The 22,786-nt window shown below is 62.7% G+C and carries 21 protein-coding genes; 18 read left to right on the forward strand and 3 right to left on the reverse strand.

Annotated elements, in window-relative coordinates:
- Positions 1-68 precede the first annotated feature (68 nt).
- The 7 genes from BMY90_RS09610 to BMY90_RS09640 all read left to right on the forward strand — a co-directional run bounded on the left by BMY90_RS09610 (position 69) and on the right by BMY90_RS09640 (position 8,422).
- Positions 69-392, forward strand: coding sequence for a transcriptional regulator (locus BMY90_RS09610; RefSeq protein WP_092703634.1), 324 nt, complete (start codon positions 69-71; stop codon positions 390-392).
- A complete protein-coding gene (locus tag BMY90_RS09615; RefSeq protein ID WP_217638566.1) occupies positions 385-2,070 on the forward strand; it encodes a DNA cytosine methyltransferase in 1,686 nt (561 codons plus the stop codon). Before BMY90_RS09610 ends, BMY90_RS09615 begins: the two co-directional genes overlap by 8 nt.
- Positions 2,013-3,395 (forward strand): ATP-binding protein, encoded by a 1,383-nt coding sequence (locus tag BMY90_RS09620; RefSeq protein WP_175481547.1) that lies wholly within the window; start codon positions 2,013-2,015, stop codon positions 3,393-3,395. Before BMY90_RS09615 ends, BMY90_RS09620 begins: the two co-directional genes overlap by 58 nt.
- Positions 3,388-6,033, forward strand: coding sequence for a Z1 domain-containing protein (locus tag BMY90_RS09625; protein WP_175481548.1), 2,646 nt, complete (start codon positions 3,388-3,390; stop codon positions 6,031-6,033). The genes BMY90_RS09620 and BMY90_RS09625 overlap by 8 nt, the downstream gene beginning before the upstream one ends.
- Positions 6,030-7,037: a PD-(D/E)XK motif protein gene (locus tag BMY90_RS09630; RefSeq protein ID WP_092703543.1), complete on the forward strand. Its 1,008-nt coding sequence runs from the start codon at positions 6,030-6,032 to the stop codon at positions 7,035-7,037. The genes BMY90_RS09625 and BMY90_RS09630 overlap by 4 nt, the downstream gene beginning before the upstream one ends.
- A 10-nt stretch (positions 7,038-7,047) precedes the next feature.
- Positions 7,048-7,530, forward strand: a complete 483-nt coding sequence (locus BMY90_RS17565) for a very short patch repair endonuclease (protein ID WP_092703545.1) — start codon at positions 7,048-7,050, stop codon at positions 7,528-7,530.
- A 406-nt stretch (positions 7,531-7,936) separates the two neighbouring features.
- Positions 7,937-8,422, forward strand: coding sequence for a JAB domain-containing protein (locus BMY90_RS09640; protein WP_092703547.1), 486 nt, complete (start codon positions 7,937-7,939; stop codon positions 8,420-8,422).
- Positions 8,423-8,452: 30 nt separating this feature from the next.
- On the opposite strand, the gene BMY90_RS09645 is transcribed toward BMY90_RS09640, so the two are convergent.
- Positions 8,453-12,229 (reverse strand): ATP-binding protein, encoded by a 3,777-nt coding sequence (locus BMY90_RS09645; RefSeq protein WP_139201729.1) that lies wholly within the window; start codon positions 12,227-12,229, stop codon positions 8,453-8,455.
- A gap of 30 nt (positions 12,230-12,259) precedes the next feature.
- The gene (locus BMY90_RS09650; RefSeq protein WP_092703550.1) at positions 12,260-12,670 is read right to left on the reverse strand and encodes an H-NS histone family protein; all 411 of its coding nucleotides are present in this window, start codon (positions 12,668-12,670) and stop codon (positions 12,260-12,262) included.
- A 594-nt stretch (positions 12,671-13,264) separates the two neighbouring features.
- Here BMY90_RS09650 and BMY90_RS09655 point away from each other — a divergent pair.
- Positions 13,265-13,489, forward strand: a complete 225-nt coding sequence (locus tag BMY90_RS09655) for a hypothetical protein (RefSeq protein ID WP_092703552.1) — start codon at positions 13,265-13,267, stop codon at positions 13,487-13,489.
- 211 nt (positions 13,490-13,700) lie between these two features.
- Here the strand turns inward: BMY90_RS09655 and BMY90_RS09660 are convergent, their stop codons facing one another.
- A complete protein-coding gene (locus BMY90_RS09660) occupies positions 13,701-13,991 on the reverse strand; it encodes a helix-turn-helix domain-containing protein (RefSeq protein WP_092703554.1) in 291 nt (96 codons plus the stop codon).
- A 393-nt stretch (positions 13,992-14,384) separates the two neighbouring features.
- Between BMY90_RS09660 and BMY90_RS09665 the strand changes: the two genes are divergently transcribed.
- From BMY90_RS09665 to BMY90_RS09720, 10 genes are all read left to right on the forward strand, one after another.
- Positions 14,385-14,732 (forward strand): DUF2958 domain-containing protein, encoded by a 348-nt coding sequence (locus BMY90_RS09665; protein WP_092703556.1) that lies wholly within the window; start codon positions 14,385-14,387, stop codon positions 14,730-14,732.
- Between the two features lie 304 nt (positions 14,733-15,036).
- Positions 15,037-15,798, forward strand: coding sequence for a DUF2285 domain-containing protein (locus BMY90_RS09670; protein ID WP_092703558.1), 762 nt, complete (start codon positions 15,037-15,039; stop codon positions 15,796-15,798).
- Positions 15,799-15,881: 83 nt separating this feature from the next.
- Positions 15,882-16,178, forward strand: coding sequence for a helix-turn-helix domain-containing protein (locus BMY90_RS09675; RefSeq protein WP_092703638.1), 297 nt, complete (start codon positions 15,882-15,884; stop codon positions 16,176-16,178).
- A 26-nt stretch (positions 16,179-16,204) separates the two neighbouring features.
- Complete coding sequence (locus BMY90_RS09680; RefSeq protein ID WP_092703560.1) at positions 16,205-17,032, forward strand: replication initiator protein A; 828 nt, start codon at positions 16,205-16,207, stop codon at positions 17,030-17,032.
- Positions 17,033-17,321: 289 nt separating this feature from the next.
- Positions 17,322-17,960: a ParA family partition ATPase gene (gene parA, locus BMY90_RS09690; RefSeq protein WP_092703562.1), complete on the forward strand. Its 639-nt coding sequence runs from the start codon at positions 17,322-17,324 to the stop codon at positions 17,958-17,960.
- Complete coding sequence (locus BMY90_RS09695; protein ID WP_092703640.1) at positions 17,957-18,208, forward strand: chromosome partitioning protein ParB; 252 nt, start codon at positions 17,957-17,959, stop codon at positions 18,206-18,208. The genes parA and BMY90_RS09695 overlap by 4 nt, the downstream gene beginning before the upstream one ends.
- Positions 18,205-18,750 (forward strand): S26 family signal peptidase, encoded by a 546-nt coding sequence (locus BMY90_RS09700; RefSeq protein ID WP_092703564.1) that lies wholly within the window; start codon positions 18,205-18,207, stop codon positions 18,748-18,750. Before BMY90_RS09695 ends, BMY90_RS09700 begins: the two co-directional genes overlap by 4 nt.
- 436 nt (positions 18,751-19,186) lie before the next feature.
- Entirely contained in the window at positions 19,187-21,148 is a 1,962-nt protein-coding gene (locus BMY90_RS09710) for a relaxase/mobilization nuclease and DUF3363 domain-containing protein (protein WP_092703568.1), read from the forward strand.
- A 190-nt stretch (positions 21,149-21,338) separates the two neighbouring features.
- Entirely contained in the window at positions 21,339-21,818 is a 480-nt protein-coding gene (locus tag BMY90_RS09715; protein ID WP_092703570.1) for an RNA polymerase sigma factor, read from the forward strand.
- Positions 21,818-22,774 carry a FecR family protein gene (locus tag BMY90_RS09720; protein ID WP_092703572.1) on the forward strand — a complete coding sequence of 319 codons (957 nt, stop codon included), beginning with the start codon at positions 21,818-21,820 and terminating at the stop codon, positions 22,772-22,774. Before BMY90_RS09715 ends, BMY90_RS09720 begins: the two co-directional genes overlap by 1 nt.
- Positions 22,775-22,786 lie beyond the last annotated feature (12 nt).

Genomic DNA, 22,786 nt, shown 5'->3' on the forward strand with positions numbered 1-22,786 from the left:
CCATTTCGCCAATGCTGGCCGGTCGAGCTTTTGGAAGCAGATGCGGCGATCTTGGTGACGAGGGGTATATGGCGCTGACAAGAGACTTCAATGAGGCCGTGCGGAGTCGCGCGAGCAGCGATGCCGCATTCCGCAGACAGCTGCTCTGCAACGCACTTGGTGCGCTGCTGGAGGGCGAGCTTGACGTCGGCAAGTCGGTGTTGCGTGACTACATCAACGCGACGATCGGATTTGAAGGACTTTCTGTGAGGGTGGGTACGCCCTCCAAGAGTCTGCACAGGATGTTTGGACCGCAAGGCAATCCGAAGTCGGCGAATCTGTTCAACGTGATATCAACACTCCAGCAGGCGGAGCAGATCCGGCTCGAAGTCTCGGTGTCCACCGGTGGCTAAAAGACGATCTGTCAGGACGGAACAGGCGATTCCGTTCAATTATCTCGACCTTTTCTGCGGATGCGGCGGATTCAGCCTCGGTCTTGAGGCGGCCGGGTTGAACTGTGTTGCGGCAATCGACTTTGACCCCGACGCGATCAGTGCCTTCAAAAGCAACTTCCCAGGAGTTGGGCATGTTCTTGAGCGTGATCTGACGAAGTTCACGCCGGAGGCGCTTCGCGAGATCATCGGGCAAGCGAAAGTCGACATCATCGTGGGCGGACCGCCGTGCCAGGGATTCAGCAAGGCAAGGATGGTCGACGGTTCGAACCACGGCAGCCGTCTGGTGGAGGATCCACGCCGTCTTCTCTTCAGAAATTACCTTCACTACGTGGAGTTCTTCAGGCCGTCGATCTTTGTGATGGAGAACGTTCCGGGCATACGGACCGCGGCCGGCGGTGAATTCTTCATCGCGGTGCAGGCGGAGGCGCGAAAGCTCGGCTACCGCGTGCATGCGACCCCGGTTCGCGCATGGCATTACGGCATTCCACAGAAGCGTGAGCGTCAGCTGATCATCGGCACGACATGCGATTTGCCAATATTTTCGGCCGAGCAGTATGTGGCGGCGACCCATGGCGACTCGACGGATTCGGACGGTGCACGCAAGGGACCGGGCCGGCCGAGAGGGCTCAAAAAGCTGGTGACGCTCTGGGACGCCATAGGTGACCTACCGATACTCGGAGCCGGGGAGGGGGAGGATTCTTCGCCGTACGACTTCAGGCGTCGCCATCTTCACGTGCAGCGTTATGGCCGGAATTATCTTGAGGATGTCGCTCAGGTCGACCGCGCGGTCGAACTCACCGGCCATGTTGCACGTTCACATAGTGCCCGTGATCTCAGGGATTTTGACCGGTTACATGAGGGTGAAACCAGTCTGCAGGCAATAGAACGGGGAGTGGAGATGGAGTTTCCCTATGACCGGGAGAATTTCAAGGATCGATACACGAAACAGCACCGCAATCGTTTGTGTTCGACGATCGTTGCCCACCTCAGCAAAGATGGGCTGATGTTCATCCATCCCACCCAGCGCCGATCGCTCACCGTGCGCGAAGCGGCCAGAATTCAGAGCTTTCCAGATTGGTTCACCTTTCCAAAAGCGCGTACCGTTGCGTATCGGCTGATCGGAAATGCGGTCCCGCCGCTATTGGGCAAGGCAATAGGGCGGGGCTTGAAGCGATATCTGGGCACCCCCCTGTCTGATCGGGAGTTGTCGCCGTTGCCCACCACCCCGAAACAGGCGGCGGAATGGCTGACCGCGATCGTCGAAGGAACGGGAAATGGACAACGGCTTCGGACGCTGCCATTGGATGACTTCAAGAAGGCTTGGTTCTCGATCGGGTTTCTGAACAGCTGGCTGCATCCCGACAGTGCAAGCCAGAACGGCGGCCGCGTTGATGAGGATGTCCACCAGCCTGCGATGCTCGCCGATCTCGTTCCGGAAATTGCCGCGCCGATCTATGCCTCCAGCGGCTGGCCCGTCAGGCTGATACCCATAGCAAGAGAGGCCACCCGCCGCTTCCAGCAGGGCAAGCTGCGCTTTGACGAGTATTACTGTTCACATGCCCAGCTCATGGGATGGACATGGTGGAAGAAACAACAGGGGGAGACATGGCAGGAAGGGCAAAAGGGCACGAGCTGATACCGTCTGCCAGGAGACTGATCACCTCCCTGCGGGACATGGGGTACGACTTCGCCGCTGCGGTCGCAGATGTCGTGGACAATTCCATAGAGGCGCGGGCGACAAAGATCGACGTTGACGTGCATTTTGACGGAGATGAGTCTTGGGTTCGCATCACCGACAACGGCACGGGAATGAAGCCGGCGCAGATACGCGAGGCGCTTCGCTATGGCGCAGAGCGTGACTATGACGAAGATGCGCTGGGGAAATTCGGGCTGGGTCTCAAGACCGCGTCCATGAGCCAATGCCGGCGGCTGACGGTGGCCAGCAGATCAAGCACCGAGCGAGCGGAGGTGCATGCCTATTGCTGGGATCTGGCCCATGTGGTGAAGGTGAACGCATGGGAGATCCTTGAGGTGGGGCGCAAGGAGCGGCCGGAGCACTTGGACGCCCCGCTCAAGAAGCACACCGGAACGGTCGTCCTGTGGCAGCGGCTTGATCGGATCCTGGGCTACAAGCATCCATATGGTGAAGCGGCCAAAAAGCGGCTTTCCGGCATGTGCCGCGAGCTGGAGCAGCACCTTGCCATGGTGTTCCACCGCTATCTCGCCGGAGAGGCCGGCCGACGGAAGATCCGGATCCAGATCAATGGCAATGCGGTGCAGCCATGGGATCCGTTTGTCCGTCATGAGCCGAAAACCAAACGTTTGGAGACGGTCACGCTCCACTACGACCATGAGGGCATCCGTGGTGACATCCTGATCGAGCCTTATGTCCTGCCACACCAGGATGACTTTGACTCCACCCAGGCCCACTCGGCAGCGGCCGGACCACTGCGGTGGAACCGCCAGCAGGGTTTCTACATTTATCGTGCAAACCGCATGATTCAGAGCGGAGGTTGGAGCAACCTCCGGACGCTTGACGAGCACACCAAACTTGCAAGAGTTGCGGTGAGCTTCGATCCGCACCTTGATGAGGCCTTCCGCATCAACGTTGCGAAGATGCGGGTACAACTCCCCCAGCTATTAAAGGAGCACTTCGACAAGGCCGTGGGTCCCGTCATAAAGATCGCGCAGAATGCGTACCGTCGCTCGGCGGAAAACGGTGGTTCGCGCCGCCTCACAGCTCGGTCCCGCTCTGCGCAAGGGCTTTCATCAGTCCAGACGAATCCGGCCGCATCGCCGCCGAATTTCCAAGATGCCAAGCCGGCATCCGGCCCAGCGAATGGCCGCCTGTGGACGGTGGAGGAAGTCCGCCAGGCAGCAGAGCGCGTCGCAACTGAAAAGGAGCTGCCGGTCGTCAGATCGGTTTTCGACCGGCTGGAAAAGGGGAAGAGGCATGACTGACCCGCTGACGCTTGATTCCGCCCTGCGCATAGTCAGGGTTCTCATCGCAAACGGACTTCCACGCGATGACGCGGTGGGCAACCCGGCGATACCGGAGCAACTGCGCTCTCAGGTCAGGGAGCTGCTCTCAAGGGAAGAGATGATCGTCCTGCGCCCCGCAAGCATCATTACGGCCGAAAGTGGTCGCGGTGACTGGTTGCGGAGGATGGATCGTTCCGGGTGGTATTACTGGCCCTCGCTTCGGGATTATCTCCTCAACGTAAAGGGATGGGGAGCTCCGGCGGTGCGCTCCCTTGATGAGTCCACGGACCGCATACTCGCTGAGGTTTCGGATCCAGCCTCCGAGCGGTTCGACATCCGGGGACTCGTCCTCGGATATGTTCAAAGCGGTAAAACCGCGAACTTCACGGCATTGATGGCCAAGGCCGCTGACGTCGGCTTCCGGCTGCTCGTCGTGCTGTCAGGGCTCGACAATGGGCTGCGACGGCAGACCCAGATCCGTGTGAACAAGGAGCTGGCGGGCTATGCGGACAGCAGGCCGGGCGCGGTTCCATTGCCGCCAATGGGCAGGCAGTGGCACCAGTTCACTACCGAGGATTTTGACGGAGACTTCCGCGCCGGGAACGCGAATCACAGCGCCTTGCAGGGCACCCAGCCGGTTCTTCTGGTCGTGAAGAAGAACGGGCCGGTGCTGCGTCGTCTGCATGCCTGGATCGATGCGGCACCGGAAGAGGTCAGGCGGACGCTTCCGCTGCTCGTCATCGATGATGAGGCGGACCAGGCCAGTGTTGATACACGCGGTTCATACCAAACCGGCACGACCAGCGCCGATGACGAGGACTATGAGGCGCCGGCGGTCATCAATGGGCTGATCCGACAGCTCCTGCAGAAGTTCCAACGCTGTGCCTATGTTGCATACACCGCAACGCCCTTTGCCAACATCCTTATCCCGCATGACACCGTGGATCCATCGGTTGGAAACGATCTTTACCCGAAGGATTTTATCGTTGATCTCCCCAAGCCTTCCGGCTATTTCGGTGCCGAGGAGCTCTTCGGACGCCAGGATCCTGAAACAGGGGAGCTGATTGGGGGCATCGATGCGGTACGACACATTCCAGATGCCGATCTGGCCACCTTGGAGAACGGGATTGTTCCACCATCCTTGGATCGGGCGCTGTTGGATTTTATTTTGGCCGGTGCTGCCCGTGCCGAACGCGGTGACGGGGTGCATCCCGCGACCATGCTCATCCATACAAGTCAGAGAACCGATGAACACGATCGTATCTGGAGGCAGGTGGATGCGCGCTTTGGCGAACTGAAAGACGAATGGCGCTATCAACGTGAGCAAGGCATCCGCGAGCGGATGCGCGAGCGCTGGCAGACGGAATTCGTTCCGGTTACACGGGCCAGCTTCGTGGGCCGTGAACGCAGCTTCGACCAAATAGAGGAGCACATTGGTCCGTTCGTGGAGGCGGTCCTCGTGCGCCAGATAAACAGCGCAACGGGTGAGATGCTTGATTACGAACGGGAGCCCGGGTTGAAGGCGATCGCGGTTGGTGGAAACAAGCTTGCCCGTGGGCTGACTCTTGAAGGTCTGTTGATCAGTTACTTTGTGCGTCCCAGTGCGATGTATGACACATTGATGCAGATGGGACGTTGGTTTGGATTTCGCGGCGGCTATGAGGATCTGACCAGGATATGGATGCCCGCGGAACTGGCAGGATGGTTTAGCGACCTGGCAAACGTGGAATATTCGTTGCGCGAGGACATTCGACGTTACGAAGTCGAGCAGGTGACACCGTTGCAGCTCGGCACCCGGATACTTGAGCATCCGGCGATGCTTGTGACAAACCGCCTCAAATCGCGTTTTGCGACCACGATCATCGTCGAACAGTCTTACAGTAGCCAGGTCGTCCAGACGGTGAAGTTTCCCTTCCGGCGCCCCGTCGATCTCGCGGCGCTGCTCGAGGAAAACGTCCTTGCGACACGTGACATGCTTGGTCGCCTCGGTACGCCGACATGGCTGGATTCTGGGCCGATGTGGTCCAACGTGTCTGCAGACGAGGTGCTGGCGTACTTGGCGACGTACCAGGTGGATGATGAGGTCCGCAGCCTTTCGCTGGCCCTGTTGGACAGCTATATCGAAAGGCAGAGAGAACAGGGTGAGCTTGTACGATGGACAGTCGCGATGATGGGCCGCACCTCACATGACCCTCGGTTGGGACGGCTGCCTTGGGATATCCCTGGTGGCATCGTCAACATGATCAGCCGATCACGCCTGCGGGGCGACCCGGATTCGCTGGGCGTCATCACCAGCCCTGGTGACGAAGCGGTCGGGTTTACCCCGGAGCAGCTTGATCAGGTGACACAACTGCGCCAAGCAAGAGGGATCGGAATCAATCCTGCCGCCCGCGAAATTCGCGACCCATCCGAAGGACTTTTGTTGATCTATCCGATCAGTCGACGGTCCGGACAGGAGCTCGTCCCGGGAGGCGCGCGGCAGTCGCTTTTCGGCGATCCGAACGATCCGCTGGCTCGCGACGTCTTGGGCATTGCGTTGTCATTCCCGCGGTCAATGAACGCGCAGAGTGTGCGCGGCACTTATGCGATTGGGACTGCGGGCTGGAGACCTGAATGAACCCGGTGCCTGCGGAGGTCTGGCGTCAGATCGAACCGTCCCGACCCAAGGGAGACGAACTGGTGGGCCGCCAGGCCCTGCCTGACATCACGCCCCGGCTGCTGGCGGCCATCGATGCATCCGGCCATCACCATCTTCTGGTGGCCCTTGATCCCATTGAGGGCGCCTTCCGAGATGTGAGCAGTCGCGGACTGACTGTGGAAACCGATGAGCTTGTCCTCCCTGGATATGAACACGCGCGTTACATAAAGCTCAAATGTCATGATGCGGCGGCCCACGTCATGTTCGACCTCATCGGAGGAGAAATCGCGGAAAGGCTGCGCGCCGATGCAGCTCCAGCCGATGCTGTCTCTGCCGTACTCGCGCGCTGGAGGCGCTTCTGGTCGCAGCAGTCCATGCAGCTGTTGACGCGTGAGGAGCAGGCAGGCCTGTTCGCCGAGCTGTGGTTCCTGACCTATTGGCTGATCCCCGCCGTCGGTGGCTTGGAAGCCTTGCGGCGCTGGCGGGGAACTCATGGCGCTCGCCATGATTTTGAGCATCCCGGCCTGTCAATCGAGATCAAGGGAACTTCTTCCACCCGGGGGCGGACATTCCGTGTAAACGGCATCCAGCAACTCGACCCGCCGGAATCAGGTCGTTTGATGTTTTTCGGTGTTCGTCTTAGGGAAGAGGCGGGAGCCAGCAACACGCTGCCATTGCTCGTCCAAGTCTCTCGGCGGCTTGCGGCGGAACATGCCGATGCAGAGGGCATGCTGGAAACTGCACTGATTGCCGCGGGATATGTGGAAGCCCACCGGGAAGAGTATGAAAAGACCCGGTGGAGAGTGGTCGAGGCGCTACTGTTTGATGTCCGCGCTGACTTTCCAAAGATCACACCCGGAACCTTCATTTCCGGAGTGCCGGCCGGAGTTGAGGGAGTGGACTATGTGATCAACTTGGATACATTTGACCATCTTGTGATTGCGCGGGAGCCCGCAGAAGCGGCAATCCTGTTCGGAACCTGATCTCGCGGCCATGGCTGACATATTCACCCCGGCGAAACGATCTGAAGTGATGTCGCACATCAAGGGGCGTGGCAATCAGCGCACCGAAATCGCCTTCATGCGTTTGCTTCGGCAGCAGAAAATTACGGGTTGGCGACGACACAAGCCAGTCACGCTTGTAATCACACCGAGGCCGCACACACGAGGGAGGCGTCAATCCGTCAGACCGGATTTCGTTTTTTCCGCTCTCAGGTTGGCCGTATTTATCGATGGCTGTTTCTGGCATGGCTGTCCTCGACACGGTGTTCAACCGACATCCAATGAATTGTTCTGGAGAGACAAGATTCAAGGCAATGCCAAGCGTGATCGTCGGGTAGCCAGAGCTCTCCGGCGTCAGGGCTGGTCGGTGCTTCGGGTGTGGGAACATGAGATGCATGCAGGCGACAAGGTCATCGCCCGACTTCAGCGCTCGATGGCCCGATGCGCAGAGAGAATTGTGGATAGACCCAGGTAAAGGCGAGATTGGGGGATGCAAGTCCAAGGCCTGTGAGCCAGCTTCACCACGAAAGTCGGCGGCGTTAGCGTGTGACTTTGGATCGGGGCCATGAATCGTCGGAACGTTGTGTCGCACACGCCCATCCAAGCTTTTTCCGATGCACTACAAGCTCGATCGCGTTCAGGATGCTTGTCTTTCGAGACGTACTCCAAGACGTCGTCACCCATGCTTCCCAGACGCTGATGGGTTTGCGCTGGTTTGGGCAAGGTTGGTTGCGCGGTAGGCCAGCGCAAGGGGCAAGCCCTCGTCCACCTACGTTCCCGCCTTTCAGCGTCGGCATGGCCGACACTTCCCGGTGCTGCCGGTCTTTTCCCGCTTCACCACCCGGTGCCCACGGCGCAATCCCGCGTCGGGGAGAAGGCACATGGGCATCACACGCGACGTCCTGGGGCACTACATAGTTGATGGGCCGCAGACGGAGAGCGACATTTTGGAAGCGGCCGAGGACATCCTGCGCCGCCGGCTGGAACGGCTGGGCAGCGTTGGCAATCCCAGGAACAGCGCCGATTTCCTGCGCATGCGGCTCGGCGCCCTGAAGCACGAGGAGTTCCACGTCGTCTGGCTCGACAATCGCCACCGCATTCTCGCGGTGGAGAAGCTCTTCCGCGGCACGATCGATGGTGCGTCGGTGCATCCGCGCGAGGTGATCCGCTCGGCGCTGCAGCACAATGCCGCCGCGTGCATCTTCGCGCACAACCATCCCTCGGGTGTGGCTGAGCCGTCCGCCGCCGATCGGGCGATCACCAAGGAACTGGGCGACGGCCTCCAGCACATCGGTGTGAGGATACTGGATCACATTGTGGTGAGCGCGGGCGAATGCGTGAGCATGGCGGCAAGGGGGCTCCTATGAGCCCTTGTGGCTGGCTTGCTGAGCTTTTGGTCAATCGAATCGGGAGCGTTCCTCGTCGATTTCCTCTTGCTCGATGTGTCGATCCAGGTACTCGATCTCGCTTTCGATCCACTGTGTGATTTGGAGCTCGAAACCAGCCGCCAGCCACTGACGAAGTTTGTCCCGTTTCCGTTTCAGGTAGACACTTGTTGGGCCACTCCATCCCCCGGAATGAAAAGTGGTGCTGATGCCATTTCGAACTCCCTTGAATTGTCCATATCTCTGCAACAATTCCCGAGTCAGTTGACCGCCTTGATCATCGTCAAGTGTTCGAAGGGCGGCATGGGCCATCAGCACAGCTCTGGGCTCGGGGTCCTGTTCGATCCATGCAAGAATTTCCGAAATCGGAAGATCCGCAAGCGCCCCTCTCGGGGTACCTTCGTTGAAGGTGTGCAGACCACCCTTGAGCCAGCTCAGAATGTCACCTCGCCATTTGGGAAGCGTTTCTTCCAAATGCCTCTCCACAAGAGTCCATGCACCATTCGGATCGACTCGGACGAGTTCATCCGCCAATGGTTTTGCATAAGTGTCATAGCTCAGCTCGTACGTTTTCCCCATCTGGGTGAGCAGGGCATCCAGCAAGGGGAGTGCACGACTCACATCCCACTTGATCAATTTCAAGCAGACATTCTTCCAATGGTAACCACGCATGACGTCCCGGCCTTTCTCGCCGGGGACGGACTCCGACACGATCCGGAATACGAAGTCCGAAGTGAAGGGCGAGGAACCGTTGAACGGAATGGAGTCCAGCAGTTCGACCAGTAGAAACAGCGCCTCCTGAGTGTCGCATTCGGCCAATAGGCAAAGCAGGCGTCGAATCCTTTCCGGAGCGACCGATTCGATCGCCTTGCCGTACCGGAGTATCCCGAAAAGCAGCGGGTCGACCCATCGCTTTTGCAGCGCATCCAGGCATCGCTCGAACAGCTCATCGTCATAGGCAGCATAAAGTGCGATGGTGACCCCAAGCCACGCCGTGGTCTCCGTATCCAGAAGGCTACGAACCGTGGAGTGATAGAGCGTTGGATTGCATATCAGGACGTCTGACAAGTAGCCGAGCAGGCACGTTGGGTGCCTCGTCTCCAGCGTCACCTGGACGAGAGCTGGCAGCAGTGTTCGCGGCGTATCGGCAGATGCCAGCTGCGCTCCGAAATGCCATAGGGCAGGTGCATTTGACGTAGGAGCGAGGAGATGCCGAATCTGGTTCAGTGTCTCCGGATGCCGCGCGATGCGATGAGCCAATGCCGTGACGAGCGCCTTGGCGCGGTTCTTGGGTTTATCGGCACTTTGGCGGAAATCCTCATCCCATTCCTGCCAGCTCACATCGATGACGTAGCGACGGAATCTGCTTGCGAGATCTTGCTTCGTGTAGTGGCGTTCGAGATCCCGAAGGCGTTTTGCAATCTCGGGATGCTTGCCGTCGTTCTCGTACGCCTGCCAATGCGAGAAGAAGTTATTCAGCTTTTCCGGCAGCATGGCCTTGTCGTCGACAAGCACGTTCAGCACCTGGAACGCCAACTCGGTACAGGGTGGCGTACAGACCTGCTGCTCCACGGCGTTCAGCAAGGTCTGGCAAACTCCGGTGCGTAGGGCGGGCGGCCAGTTCTGCGTTTCATCGACGAGCGTTTGGAAATACTCGAACTGGGCCTGCCACCAGTCACCGTAGGTTTCAGGCATCCAGAGCTTGGCTCGCTCCCGCAGCCCTTGGTATTCCGGCCCAACCATGCGCATGCCCAAACCACGGCTATCGAGCGCAGCGTCCATGGCCTTGAGCGCGAGATGGCGTTCCGCGTCCCTGGGAGCACGGAGAAGCTTCAGCATGGCCGGCAGCCGGGCTTCGGGTGAAGCTTCCGTCACGGCGGCTTCGGGGCCGATGCGAAACAGCCCCATCAAGGTGCCCGTCGAGTTGTTGGAGTGATCGGCATTCTCGTTGACCGCGAGTCGGGCGAGCAGATGGATGGCTCGTACCGTCAGGGGCGGCCAGACTGCGATCTTTTCCAGCGCCCAGACAAGATTCTGCCGATTCTTTGTGAAATCGAGCAATTCCTGATCTGTCCATTGGCCGATCGTGGCTTCGAGGAGCTTCAACACGGCGGCCGGATTGGCCTCGGCGAGGGTTGAAAGAAATCGAGAACCCTTGTCCGACGTCAGTGTGGCCCGTTCGGCAAATATGCCATCTGGCTTGAGGATGTCGTCGATGACATGAGCGGTTGCGGCATCTCCGGCAAACTTGAACATGCCCATGAACCAGGCGTGCAAGGATTCGGGCATGGCATTGAGGGTTCGTACGAAGTCGAACCCGCGTCCGTAGTTCTTCCAGAACTGTTTCCACAAGTAGATGTGGAGTGCCTTGGGTACGAAGAAGAGTGTCCGGCTTCCTTGCAATACTCTCCGGGCACGAAGAGCTTGGATGATCTCCTGGAATCGCGCCCATCCAATGGTCGGATCCACCTCTCGAACCAGTTCGGCGATATACACCGCCTCGTCACCCACCGGGGACTCGTAGCCGAATCGGCTGAACAAGGCCAGATGTTGGGTGACGCAATCAACCTGTCTTGCCGAGCTTTCGTCGCGGCGGCCATAGCCATGCAGGAACCTCGCCCAGATGGGTACCGTCGAGGATGGCTTCAGGATGTCATCCGGGTTCGCGCGCAGGTTGTCGGCGACCGCCTGGGCTGCTCGTGGAGAACCTTCGCAGATCGCGACCCATCGATCGAGTTCGTGTGATTCGCCGACTTGACTGGCAAGTATCTTTCTTATGGTTTCGTCGGGCAGGCGGGGAACGGCAAGTCGATCAATGTCTTCGTCATGGGTTTCGTCCCTGCCGTGATCCAGCGACACGATCTTCAAGCTGCCGCAACGTGACTTCAGGTGGCGCCAGATATCGGCCAGCTCGGATTCCGGAAGTTCGTCGATGACCAGCACAAGCGGCTTGTCGCGACCGGATTTAAGCAGCTGGCGAAAAAGCTTCGACTGTCCGAACTGCGAACCGTGCGGTATGTAAAGTACGGAAGGTGCAAGACTGGGATCTCTGACGGACTCCAGCACAATGCGCGTCTTCCCGAGACCCGGCTCTCCGAGAATACGGATATGCTTGCTCTCACCTGCCAGTCCCGCACGAATCCGGTCGATTATCCGGGACTGCTCCGAGGATGCCTCGAAGGGGTTGGCCATGTGCGCGTCGCGTTGCCAGTCCTCGAGAACCCAGGCCTCCTGAATGGGGTCGGTCATCAACAGGGACGCCACTCCCGGATAACGTTCGGCAAATTCTGCGATCTGACTTGCGCCGAGAACCTCGACCTGTTTTTCGTCTATCCCAAATCCTGCTTCGACGAGGACTGCAGCAATCTGTTCGCGTGAATCGCTGCGCTGTTTCGGTGTCAGGTCATGGCCCGTGCAGAGCAGCGTATAGCGCCCTTGCCGACGAAAAAGGCGATCCACCTCGGAATACAGCTTCCCCTTGCTGTCCAGCAGCTCGCCGCGGATCGCACCTGTCGTCCAGGGTTTGAACCCTGTTCCCGATTTGATCTGGAACCCCGTGAGTCCGGACCGAAAAATGCCGTCTGTTGGAACGACATGTCCCGGTGGTGAGTTGATTTCCGCATCAATGCCACCGTCCGCCACGGTGAGACGATCGGAAATCGTCAATGCGGTCGGATTGATTTTGGCGTAGCTGCACTCCGACCGAAGGATTGCGCGCATGACGACTACGGCATGCTCGGGAGTCAGGGCGGTCACCGAGGAGAGTGGAACATCCCAAAGATTGTTCACGCGATGCAATCCAGCAGGTGGGTTATTGATTTACTTGGTCGCCTTCCTGACCACCTTCTTGGCGGTCCGCTTCTTGGCGGCTTTCTTCGTTGGTGCCTTTTTCGTGGCCGCCCGGGTGATCAGCAGCGAGTCTGCTGTCACGCCGGACTTCTTCAGGGCCAGCTGGAACCACGTTGGTTTCTTGCCGTGGCCGGTCCAGGTCTGGGAAGGGTCGGCCGGATTGCGGTATTTGGGAATGCCTGCACCGGCACGCTTGCCGCGCTTGCCGCCGCGTCCCGCGTAGACCTCGGAGAGCTGCAGGCCCTCGGCCTTGAGCAGTGCGTCGATTTTGGCCTTGACGCTCTGGATATGTTCAGCGCGTGCGGACTCCATTTTCGATTGGGCCTGGGCGATCAGAACCTGCAGTTCCTTCGGTGACAGTCCGTCGAGTTTGACAGCCATGGAAGCTCCTCGGTGTGGATGGGTGGCGCCCTGAAGATTACCAGCGAAAGGGAAGTGGGCCGGTGCGTCACCCTTCGGGTCGGATACCGGGTGCTGCGCACGCGCACGGCGTTGCGCCCGTTCCGGCCTGGCTTCCTGACGCCTTCGGCAACCTCGGGTTGCCTGCGCGCGCGGCTTGCTGGATTCGCATCGACATCGTCCCGAAGTGCCGCTGGTGCGGCATCCTTCCGGCCGGAGCATGTTTCGTGTGCACCACGATCACATCGCGGTATGGACAGTCGATGGGCGCAAGTCCTTGCCATCGGGAGCGCCATGCCTGATCCCATCGTATCGATGCCACCTGTCACTGGGTACGGGGTGTTGCCGTGATCGGCAGGGGCGGGCTGTGATGCTTGTTCATGGACTCCGGTCGGGTGCGATTGCTGATGGCGAGCGACGGTAGCGCGCCTCGTCTCCGCGCAACCCGCAAGGGGTGCTCCACGATGTTCCGCCCTGCGTTCCTCACTCGCGTTCGTCACTCCGGTGCTGCCGAGCCTATCCGGCGCGCGGCCCTGGGCTCGCGCAACCGCGCAGAACCCAACCGGAGACATCCTCATGAGCAAGAACAGCAAGCCCGCCCCTAAAGCCGCCGACCGCTACGACGCCTTCACCGTGCGCGAGTACCAGGTGGCCGGTGAAACCCGCCACGACTGGACGAAGATCGGCGTGGCGTTCCCGAACGGCGACGGCAAGGGCTTCCGCCTCGCGCTGAACGCGCTGCCGCTCGACGGCGTGATCGTGGTGCGGCTCTACGAGCCGAAGGAGCCGCCGGCGGAATGATCCGCCGGCACCGGGCCGGCCCTTCGGGGCCGGCTTCGGTTTGCCATTAGTAAAGGTGTGCGCTGGTCGACGCACGACTCACCGGTTCCACCTGTGGGTGGAAAGCGCAGAGGCAGGTGACCGAGGACGACAGCACGCACCACACTGATCTGGCTGCGCAGCAAGCCGGCCGACCGTCGCGGACAGCCCGAACGAAGGGGCGCCTCCCTGGCTAGGAGACGGACGCCGCGAGGCGGCTTTCCGTCTCCACCATCAGATCGGCCGCGCTGCATCCCAGTGCGCGGGCGATCTTCAAGATGAGCGCGAGCGTCGGCATGTGCGTGCCACGCTCGATCTTGCCCAGGTGCGAGCGCTCGATGCCGGCCAGGTTGGCAAGGTCTTCCTGCGCGACACTGTGTTCCATGCGTAGTGCGCGCACCGCCGCACCGAACGCCTTGGCCGGCTCGGCCTCGTAGGTGGTGGCGCCGGCGGGGCGCCCGCGCTGGATCGAACGCTTCTGCATGGACAGAAGCGTCGATTGACAGTCCAACTAAAACCACGTTAAAGATAACTCAAAGGTAGTTACCTGGGCTGGTCGTTGCCTGTGGCTTTCCGCAAAGGCGCCAAGCCGGTTCCGGCGCCTTTGTGACTTTGTGGGTCTGAACCTTGCACCTATCGCGATGACTGTGCTTTTCCGGTTTTCCGCCATGAAGTCTTTGCGCTTGTGCGCTTCCACGAAAACCCACGTATCCGCCTCCGTGCTTGGCCGCCCATCCGCAAAACCGGTTTCGCGCATCGGCGCATCCGCGCCAAAGCGGATCGGTGCTGCAGCGGCTGGGTGGCGTGTCGCGCTGGTATTCGGATCGGCAATGCCGATACTTGGGGGCAGCAGCGATCCTTACAGGGGGAACGTGCCATGAACACCCTCGTCACCGACGACGAGCGGGCGCAACTGCTTGCCAACGGCCGTGCCCGCACGGCGTTGCCGGACCTCGATTTCCGGCCCGTGGTCCGCTTGTTCACGCCCGACGCGCATGCCATCTGGCTGCTGGCGGCGCTCGATCCCGACGACGGCGATACCGCGTACGGCCTGTGCGACGCGGGCATCGGCATGCCCGCGCTGGGCACGGTGCGCCTCTCCGCCCTGGCATCCATCGTCGGCCCGCGCAATCGACCGGTCACGCGCGACATCTATTTTCAGGCGGCGCGCACGTTGTCGGAATACACCCGGCTGGCCCAGCGCGACGGCGCGATCCTGGACTGACCAACACCGGCGTGGTCAGGTGCATTGTGTCCATGGAGGTCTGACGGGAGATCATCCAGGCATCAATGCGGATTCCTGTGTTTCGCGGTACGCATCGGACGTAAACCGTCGCAATCCCACGGCCAGCTTGATGCATCGTGCCTCAACGTTGCATGACGGCGGAAGACAGGCTGCACGCGCCAACGGGTGCGCCACGCCCCGCGGCGATGCCGAAGGAGCTCTGTATCGCATGGCCCGGTGACGACGCGACGCCGGCGCAGATGGCGCGTGAGCGGTGATCTGCCAAGCTGCTGGAGTCTGCGCCATGACCGATCCGCATCCGGAGGCCTGGCATCCCTGCGCCGCCTACCTCTACGTATTGCACCTCGATGGGCCGGCGCTCGCCTGGGAATACCTGCGCCGCCATCCCGACTACCGCCGCGACTGGCGTCGCCGTCGCGGCCACATGGGCGCCGTCGCCCAACGCTGGGGACTGCACGGGTTGGAGAATCCCGGCCTGGATGCGCGCGAGGCGCATCCGGCCTGGTGTTCCGAGCCGGCGCACCTTGTGCAGATCCATCCCGATCTGGCACCGGCTGCCGACGCCGTGCGGTTCGACGTGTGGCACATCGCCGGTCACAAGCACCTGTTCCATGAGGGGCGGCATCTGGTGCTGACGGCCTGGTTGCCGGGACGCTGGCGGCGCTTCGCGCTCGCCCCCGCGCTGGAGTACGGCGTGCCCTGCGTGCATGTTGGCCACGACCGCGACGCCGGGTTGCCGCCCGTGGCGGACGAGGCTGCATGGGCCTGCAGCCGGCCGCGGCCAGGCCGCGCCGTGCTGCTGGAAGCCCACACCTTGCAGGCGCTGGATGCCATGTTGGCCGGTGCGACGTTGCGCGAGGTGGCCGAAGCACTGCACGGGACCGCCGCTGTCGCGGCCGACTGGCATGCCGACAGTGCGCTGCGTGCCCGCATGCGTCGGCTCACCCGGCGCGGCGCGATGCTGATGCGCGGCGGCTATCGCCGTTTGCTCCAGCACGCATCGGTCGGGCAGGGACGTTTGCATGACCCCACCAAACGTCCCTGAGCAAGCCGCCGATCTTTCCCGAGACTGCCTCCCTCCGGCGGCGCTGACGTTGCCGGCGCTCTTGACCGATGGAGGCTGACCTCATGCGCCCCGACCCCGTGCGGCCCCTTGCCGTTCACGCCGCTACCCCGCCACCCGCCGCAACCTCCGCGCTGCCGCGCTACCTGACCAACGACGAAGCCGCCGACTACCTGCGGCTGTCGCCACGCACGTTGGAGAAGCAGCGCGTGCTGGGCGGCGGCCCGCGCTTTCGCAAGTTCGGCCGTCGCGTCATGTACGCCGTCGCGGACCTTGATGTCTGGGCCGATCAGCGCGGCTTCGGCTCCACGTCCGATCCCGAGTACGCCGAGCGCCACGCGGCGGACAGCCGTGTGCGCTGAGCGGCCGTGCGCGGGCGGCCATCGCCATGTCCCGACCCGCCGGCGAACAGCTTGCGCTGTTCCGCGCGCTGCCGGGCGACATGGCGCCGCGCGACAGCCAGGACCTGATGGCCTTTCCGTTCTTCTCGCTGGCGAAGTCGCGGCGCATGGCGCCGATCGACTTCCAGGCCGGTGGCGTGAGCATCCGCGTGGAAGGGACGGCCGAGCATGGCATCGCCACCATCTGGGATGCGGACATCCTGATCTGGGCCGCCAGCCAGATCGTCGAAGCCCGCGATGCGGGCATTCCGACCTCGCGACTGATGCGGGCCACACCCTACGAGATCCTGCGTTTCATCGGACGCGGTACGTCGCTGCGCGACTACCAGCGCCTCAGGGCCGCGCTGGATCGCCTGCAGTCGACCACCGTAGCCACGTCGATCCGCGAGACGACCGGGCGGCGTCTGCACCGCTTCTCGTGGATCAACGAATGGAAGGAGCGCGCCGACGGGTGCGGCGCGCCACGGGGCATCGAACTGGTCCTGCCGGACTGGTTCTACGCGGGCGTGCTCGATGCCGCGCTGGTGCTGACCATCGACCCTGCGTACTTCCGCCTCACCGGCGGCCTCGAACGCTGGCTGTACCGCCTGGTGCGCAAGCACGGCGGACGCCAGCCCAACGGTTGGCAGTTCGATTTCCGGCACCTGTACCGCAAGTCCGGCAGCGCTGCGCGCTATTCGGACTTTGCCTACGACCTGCGCGTCCTGGTGGCGCGGCAGTCGCTGCCGGGTTACGTGTTGCACATCGAACGCCTGCCGAACCATGGCACGGAATGGCTCACGTTCCGGCCCGTGTCGTCCACGGCACGGGGATAACCCGGGGACAGGCGGTGCATGGCGTCGTGCCATCAGGCGTGCCGGGACACGTGCTATCGGGAGTACGGTCCTCGTGCTATCGGGAGTACGGATTCGCGGCAAAGCGAGGCGCGGCGCGGATTTGCACGTGCCCTAACGTTCCTAACGTAAAAGCACTAACTCGTAGTAGGTCCGCAGGGTCGCGGTGGATAACCGCTGCGCGACAACGATCAACGCGAAAACGACTGCGCGCAGCACGACGTTTCGCAGTCCGACTCGGGGCCGATCTCTCGACGCAGAGGGTGTCTTCGTGATCGTCGCCTTCCTCCACCAGAAAGGCGGCGTGGGCAAGACGACGCTCGCCACGCACGTCGCCGGCGAGCTGGCGTTGCGCGGCCAGCAGGTCATCCTGCTCGATGTCGACCCGCAAGGCTCGGCACTGGACTGGACGCAGCGGAGAAGCCAGCAGGGCCTGCCGCGCCTGTTCGGCACCGTGGGCCTTGCGCGCGAGACGCTGCACCAGGAGGCGCCGGAACTGGCGCGACGCAGCGATCACGTCGTCATCGACGGGCCGCCGCGCATCGCCGCGCTGGCGCGCTCGGCGCTGCTGGCGGCCGAGCGCGTGCTGGTCCCGGTGCAGCCCAGCCCCTACGACGTCTGGGCCTGCGCCGAGATGGTGGCGTTGATCCGCGAGGCGCAGGTGTTCCGGCCGGCGCTGCACGCGGCCTTCGTCATCAATCGGCGCGTCAGCACCACGGTCATCGGCCGCGAGGCACGCGGCGCGCTGGCCGACCAACCGCTGCCGGTCCTGCGCGCGGAAGTGCGTCAGCGCATCGTGTTCGCCGACAGCGTGGCGGCCGGCCGGCTCGCCCGCGAGACGGCGCCCGACAGCGCCGCCGCGCGCGAGATCACGGCGCTCACCGACGAACTGCTGCGGTGGCCGGCATGACCGACGTGCGCACCCGGCGCATCGCCATCGGCGCCCGCCCGCCGGCGAATCCCCATGCCGAAGCGTGGGTTCGCCAGGGCGACGGCGACGGCCTTCAGAAAGGCGACCTCTATACCGCGCGCCTGACCCTCGACATCACGCCCGCGCTGCGCGCGCGCATCAAGGTCTCGGCGTTCACGCAGGGCGTGACGGTGGCCGAGCTGTTGCGTGCCTTGCTGGAACGCGAGTTCCCGGAGTCTGCGTCATGAACGTTTCCACTCAGGCGAGCACTCGCATGGTTCTGGCGAGCTTGGCCGCCCTTGGCCTGACGGCGCTGGCTTGGGCGTCCTTCGTGTCGCCCCTGCCACGCTTCGTCTACAACCCGTCCGACAGCGTGGCGGTCGGCTGGTATCGCGTCGATCCGCGTACACGCAACCCGGCCGCACCGCATGTCGGTAGCCTTGTGTTGGTGCCGTTGCCTGCGGCCGCCGCGACACTGGCCGCCCGCCGCGGTTACCTGCCGCGGGGCATTCCGCTGCTCAAGCCGGTCGCTGCCGTCGCGCCGCAGCGGGTGTGTGTGCACGACGGCATCGTGCGCATTGGCGGGGTGCCGGTGGCCGCCGCGCTGCGCACCGACGGATTGGGCCGGCCGTTGCAGGCCTGGTCGCAGTGCCGGCGCCTTCGTCCCGGCGAGCTGTTCCTGCTTAGTACGACCAACCCGGCGTCGTTCGACAGCCGCTATTTCGGCCCGGTGCGCGCGTTCGCCGTGCTCGGCATCGCGCATCCGGTCGGGCGGGAGGCACGCCGATGACGACGTTCGATGCGCTGCGTTTCATCGTGCGATCCGACGTGTCGTCCCATGGGCCGTCGCCGTGTCGTCGCACGTGGCGTGCGGGCGCATTCGCGCCGCACGTCGCGCGATCTCCGTCGCCGCCTTTCCACGGGAAGGCGTCCTGTCTCGGACGGGCCCCGCCTGCGGTCGTCAGCGTGTTCGCTGACGCGCAGGCCGAAGGCGGCGCAGCACGGCCGGGACATCGACGCCTGGAGCGACAGCGCAGGGCAACGGCGGAGGGCAAGATAAAAGGTCGCGGCACTCCGTGGCGCGAGAAGCCTGTCTGCACGTGGGGATGGCGCAGCACGCGCCTGGATGCGGCAGGGTGCCGTGACGTGGCGCAACGCCGCATCGGCGTTGGCGAAGCCGCGTGCTTTGTTGGCCGGACTGCACCGGCCTTGGAGGGAGATGTCGTATGAGTCAGCGCGATGATGACCGTTTTCGCGTCCGGCCCGGTATGCCGAAGCAGCGTGGCGAAGCCTTCATCAACCAGGTACTTCGCCAGACCAGCAAGGCCGGCGCGAAAGTCAGCAAGACCATCCGCAAAGCCGGCCAGCGTCCCGGTGCCCGGCTCGGGCGCGGCCATGTCGCCGCGCGCTTCGCGGGCCGGGGCCTGGGGCCGAACGCTCGGCGTGTCACGATCAAGGCGCGGCTGGTCAACCTGAAGCAGGCTGGACGACGTTCGACCGACGCCCACCTGCGCTACATCGAGCGCGAAGGCGTCGATCGTCAGGGGGGAGCAGGGCATGCCTACGGATCGACGACGGACCATTCCGACCTCGATGCGTTCAAGGAACGCAGTGTCGACGACCGGCATCAGTTCCGCTTCATCGTTTCGGCCGAGGATGCTGAACAGCTCGACGACCTGCGCACCTATACCCGGCACCTGATGGCTCGTATGGAGGCCGACTTGGGGACGCGGCTGGAATGGGTGGCGGTGGACCACTGGAATACCGACAACCCGCACACGCACGTTGTCCTGCGCGGCAAGGACGACACCGGCAAGGATCTCATCATCGCCCGTGACTACATTGCCGCAGGGATGCGCCGGCGAGCATCGGAGCTGGCGACCGAATGGCTGGGGCCACGCACGGAGCGGGAGATGCAGCACGCCATGCAGCGCGAGGTCGATCAGGAGCGGTGGACGATCCTGGATCGTACCTTGCAACGCGAGGCTGACGAGCATGGTCGGGTACACATCGAGCGCTTCGCCGAACCACGGCTGCAACACCAGCGGCAGGTGTTGATCGGCCGTTTGCAGTGCTTGCAGCGCATGGGACTGGCCACCGAACCGCAGACTGGCATCTGGATGATGCACGCCAGCGCCGAGCCGACCCTGCGTGCCATGGGCGAGCGCGGTGACATCCTCCGTGCCCTGCAGCGGGCCATGCGCGGCAAGCCGCGCGAGCTGGCCGTATTCGAACCGAGCGACGATGGCCGCACGCTTATCGGCCGGGTGGCCGGCAAGGGGCTGGCCGACGAGCTGTACGACAAGGGCTATCTGATCGTCGATGGCGCCGACGGCAAGGCGCACTATGTCCCGCTGCCGTCGCGGTCAGAGCTGGAGCAATACCCGGCCGGCGCCGTGGTGGAGGTGAAAGGCGCGGCCGACGTGCGTGCCGCTGATCGAAACATTGCCGCGCTGGCTGTCGATGGCGTGTACCGCACCGATCATCACCTGGCCGTCGCCCAAGGTCGGGCCAATCCCGACCGCGATCCGCGCGAGGTAGTTGCCGCGCACGTGCGCCGGCTCGAAGCCCTGCGCCGCGCCGGCATCGTGGAGCACGAGGCCGAAGGCGTCTGGCGTGTGCCGAGCGACCTGGCCGAGCGCGGCCGCCAGTACGATGCGCGGCGTCTTGGCGGCGGCGTGGCGGTGGAGCTGAAATCGCACCTGCCGATCGAACGGCAGGCCCGCGTGATCGGTGCCACCTGGCTCGACCAGCAGTTGATCGGTGGCGGCACGGGGCTGGGCGACTTGGGTTTTGGCGGTGAAGTGAAGGAGGCGCTACGCCAGCGTGCCGACTTCCTGGCCGAACAGGGGCTGGCCGAACGGCGCGGACAGCGCGTCGTTCTCCCGCGGAATTTGCTGGCGACATTGCGCGGGCGTGAGTTGGCGCAGGCTGCGAAGAACATTGTCGCCGAAACCGGGCTGGAGCATCGCCCGTTGACCGATGGGCAACGCGCGACTGGCATCTACCGGCGCAGCATCATGCTTGCTAGTGGACGTTACGCCGTGCTCGACGACGGCGTGGGATTCAGTTTGGTGCCGTGGAAACCGGTGATCGAACAGCGTCTGGGGCAGCAGCTTGCGGCGACGGTACGTGGCGGTGCAGTGTCATGGATCGTTGGGCGGCAGCGTGGACTCTCCATTGGCTGAAAATCCGATGTATCCGTGAATCGAGGCGTGCCCAATGGACGCGGGCTGCTATGTCGGTAGACCTGTAGGGGGTTTAAAGTCGACACCGTGGTGCTTGCGTGATGCGTCGCACAATTCGGGTGTCTGGATGGAGTGGCGGAAACGTCTGCTCCTATGACGGGAACGAAACCGGCTGAAGCAAGGTAGTCGCATGGGCGACGTTCTACAGATGTTCCGTAAGGTCCGTGCTGTCATTTTGCGACAGGGCGTAGCACCACAGGATGCCGACGATATCGTGCAAGAGGCGTTTGCGCGTCTGGAGTCCTATACGCGCCGACAGGAGCTGCGCTCGCAGGAAGCCTTCTTGGTCACGACCGCGGTGAATATCGGTCGCGACGCTGCCAGACGCAGGGGACGCACACCTGCCCAGGCCACCGAGTTCGACCTCGATACGATCGTTGACGCAGCGCCGCAGCCGGAAGAACAACTGCTTCTACAGGAGCGCCTGCGTCGTACCAGAACAGGCATGGCGCAGCTCGACCCGGTGACTCGGCGCTGTCTTCTGGCGCAGAGGCTGGACGGGCTGACGTTTCCCCAGATTGCGGAACGCGAGAACATGTCGGTAGCCGCGGTCGAAAAGCGCGTCGCCAGGGCGGTGTTGTTCCTCACGAAGTGGATGGATGAGCAGTGATGCGCACGAATCATGAAATCTTCGAAGATTTGGTTCTGGCCGAAGCATCGGCGTGGCTGGTTCGGTTGCAGAGCCCTTCACGTACCGCGGCGGCCGATGCCGCCTTCAGGGCTTGGCTGGCGGAGGACGTCACGCACGCTCGTGCCTTTGCGCGGGTCACCGAGACTTGGGACATCATTCCCGGCGCTGCTCAATTAGTCACAATTCCAGCTGCGGCCAGGACGCGTCAGCGACGGCGCATGCTGGCGGCTGTAGCGGCATGCCTGCTGTTGGCTGTGGTGGGGGGCGGTATCACGTTCTATGCATTGCGCAGCCCGGTGTACCAAACCGCGGTTGGCGGCCAGCAGACCGTGACACTGGACGACGGAACGCGTATTACGCTCAACACGGATACCCGGCTCACGGTGGCCTACAGTAAGACCGAGCGCCGCATTCTGCTCGATCGCGGCGAAGCGATATTCGATGACACACAGGATTCCCGGCGACCGTTCATCGTGCAAGCCGGCGACAGGGCGATATCCGCGCTGGGTACGACCTTCGACGTGCGAAACGATCCTCATGTTTTCGAGGTGACGCTCATCGATGGGAAGGTCAAGGTGGGCCCAGCCGCCTCTGGGCAGGCTGACGCGCAACACGGCGAAACGGTATTGTCCCCTGGTGAGCGAGTGATCTTGCGTCCTGGTGGTGAACAGACAATCGACCGCCCCAACCTTGAAGAAATAACCGCGTGGCAGCGAGGCGAGTTGATATTCGACGACGCCACCTTGGGAAAGGTCGTGTCGGAACTCAATCGTTATGGCAACACCCATGTCTCTCTGGGCAATCCGGCCTTGGCGCAGCTGCGTGTGTCGGGTGTGTTCGTCACCCGTGACCCGGTCGAGGCTGCCAAAGCCATTGCCCGGTTGCACAACTTGAATGTCATACGCTCCGGCCAGGGTGTCGTGATCGCCCGGTAGCGCCTCCCCCAA

Origin of the sequence: Rhodanobacter glycinis (assembly GCF_900114325.1) — a bacterium.
Classification (GTDB): Bacteria; Pseudomonadota; Gammaproteobacteria; order Xanthomonadales; family Rhodanobacteraceae; genus Rhodanobacter_A; species Rhodanobacter_A glycinis.

Bases quoted from the DNA above. Each gene is read 5' to 3' on its own strand.
- BMY90_RS09610 (WP_092703634.1), top strand. From the start codon at position 69: ATGGCGCTGACAAGAGACTTCAATGAGGCCGTGCGGAGTCGCGCGAGC.
- BMY90_RS09620 (WP_175481547.1), top strand. From the start codon at position 2,013: ATGGTGGAAGAAACAACAGGGGGAGACATGGCAGGAAGGGCAAAAGGG.
- BMY90_RS09625 (WP_175481548.1), top strand. From the start codon at position 3,388: ATGACTGACCCGCTGACGCTTGATTCCGCCCTGCGCATAGTCAGGGTT.
- BMY90_RS09630 (WP_092703543.1), top strand. From the start codon at position 6,030: ATGAACCCGGTGCCTGCGGAGGTCTGGCGTCAGATCGAACCGTCCCGA.
- BMY90_RS17565 (WP_092703545.1), top strand. From the start codon at position 7,048: ATGGCTGACATATTCACCCCGGCGAAACGATCTGAAGTGATGTCGCAC.
- BMY90_RS09640 (WP_092703547.1), top strand. From the start codon at position 7,937: ATGGGCATCACACGCGACGTCCTGGGGCACTACATAGTTGATGGGCCG.
- BMY90_RS09650 (WP_092703550.1), bottom strand. From the start codon at position 12,670: ATGGCTGTCAAACTCGACGGACTGTCACCGAAGGAACTGCAGGTTCTG.
- BMY90_RS09655 (WP_092703552.1), top strand. From the start codon at position 13,265: ATGAGCAAGAACAGCAAGCCCGCCCCTAAAGCCGCCGACCGCTACGAC.
- BMY90_RS09660 (WP_092703554.1), bottom strand. From the start codon at position 13,991: ATGCAGAAGCGTTCGATCCAGCGCGGGCGCCCCGCCGGCGCCACCACC.
- BMY90_RS09665 (WP_092703556.1), top strand. From the start codon at position 14,385: ATGAACACCCTCGTCACCGACGACGAGCGGGCGCAACTGCTTGCCAAC.
- BMY90_RS09670 (WP_092703558.1), top strand. From the start codon at position 15,037: ATGACCGATCCGCATCCGGAGGCCTGGCATCCCTGCGCCGCCTACCTC.
- BMY90_RS09675 (WP_092703638.1), top strand. From the start codon at position 15,882: ATGCGCCCCGACCCCGTGCGGCCCCTTGCCGTTCACGCCGCTACCCCG.
- BMY90_RS09680 (WP_092703560.1), top strand. From the start codon at position 16,205: ATGTCCCGACCCGCCGGCGAACAGCTTGCGCTGTTCCGCGCGCTGCCG.
- BMY90_RS09695 (WP_092703640.1), top strand. From the start codon at position 17,957: ATGACCGACGTGCGCACCCGGCGCATCGCCATCGGCGCCCGCCCGCCG.
- BMY90_RS09700 (WP_092703564.1), top strand. From the start codon at position 18,205: ATGAACGTTTCCACTCAGGCGAGCACTCGCATGGTTCTGGCGAGCTTG.
- BMY90_RS09710 (WP_092703568.1), top strand. From the start codon at position 19,187: ATGAGTCAGCGCGATGATGACCGTTTTCGCGTCCGGCCCGGTATGCCG.
- BMY90_RS09715 (WP_092703570.1), top strand. From the start codon at position 21,339: ATGGGCGACGTTCTACAGATGTTCCGTAAGGTCCGTGCTGTCATTTTG.
- BMY90_RS09720 (WP_092703572.1), top strand. From the start codon at position 21,818: ATGCGCACGAATCATGAAATCTTCGAAGATTTGGTTCTGGCCGAAGCA.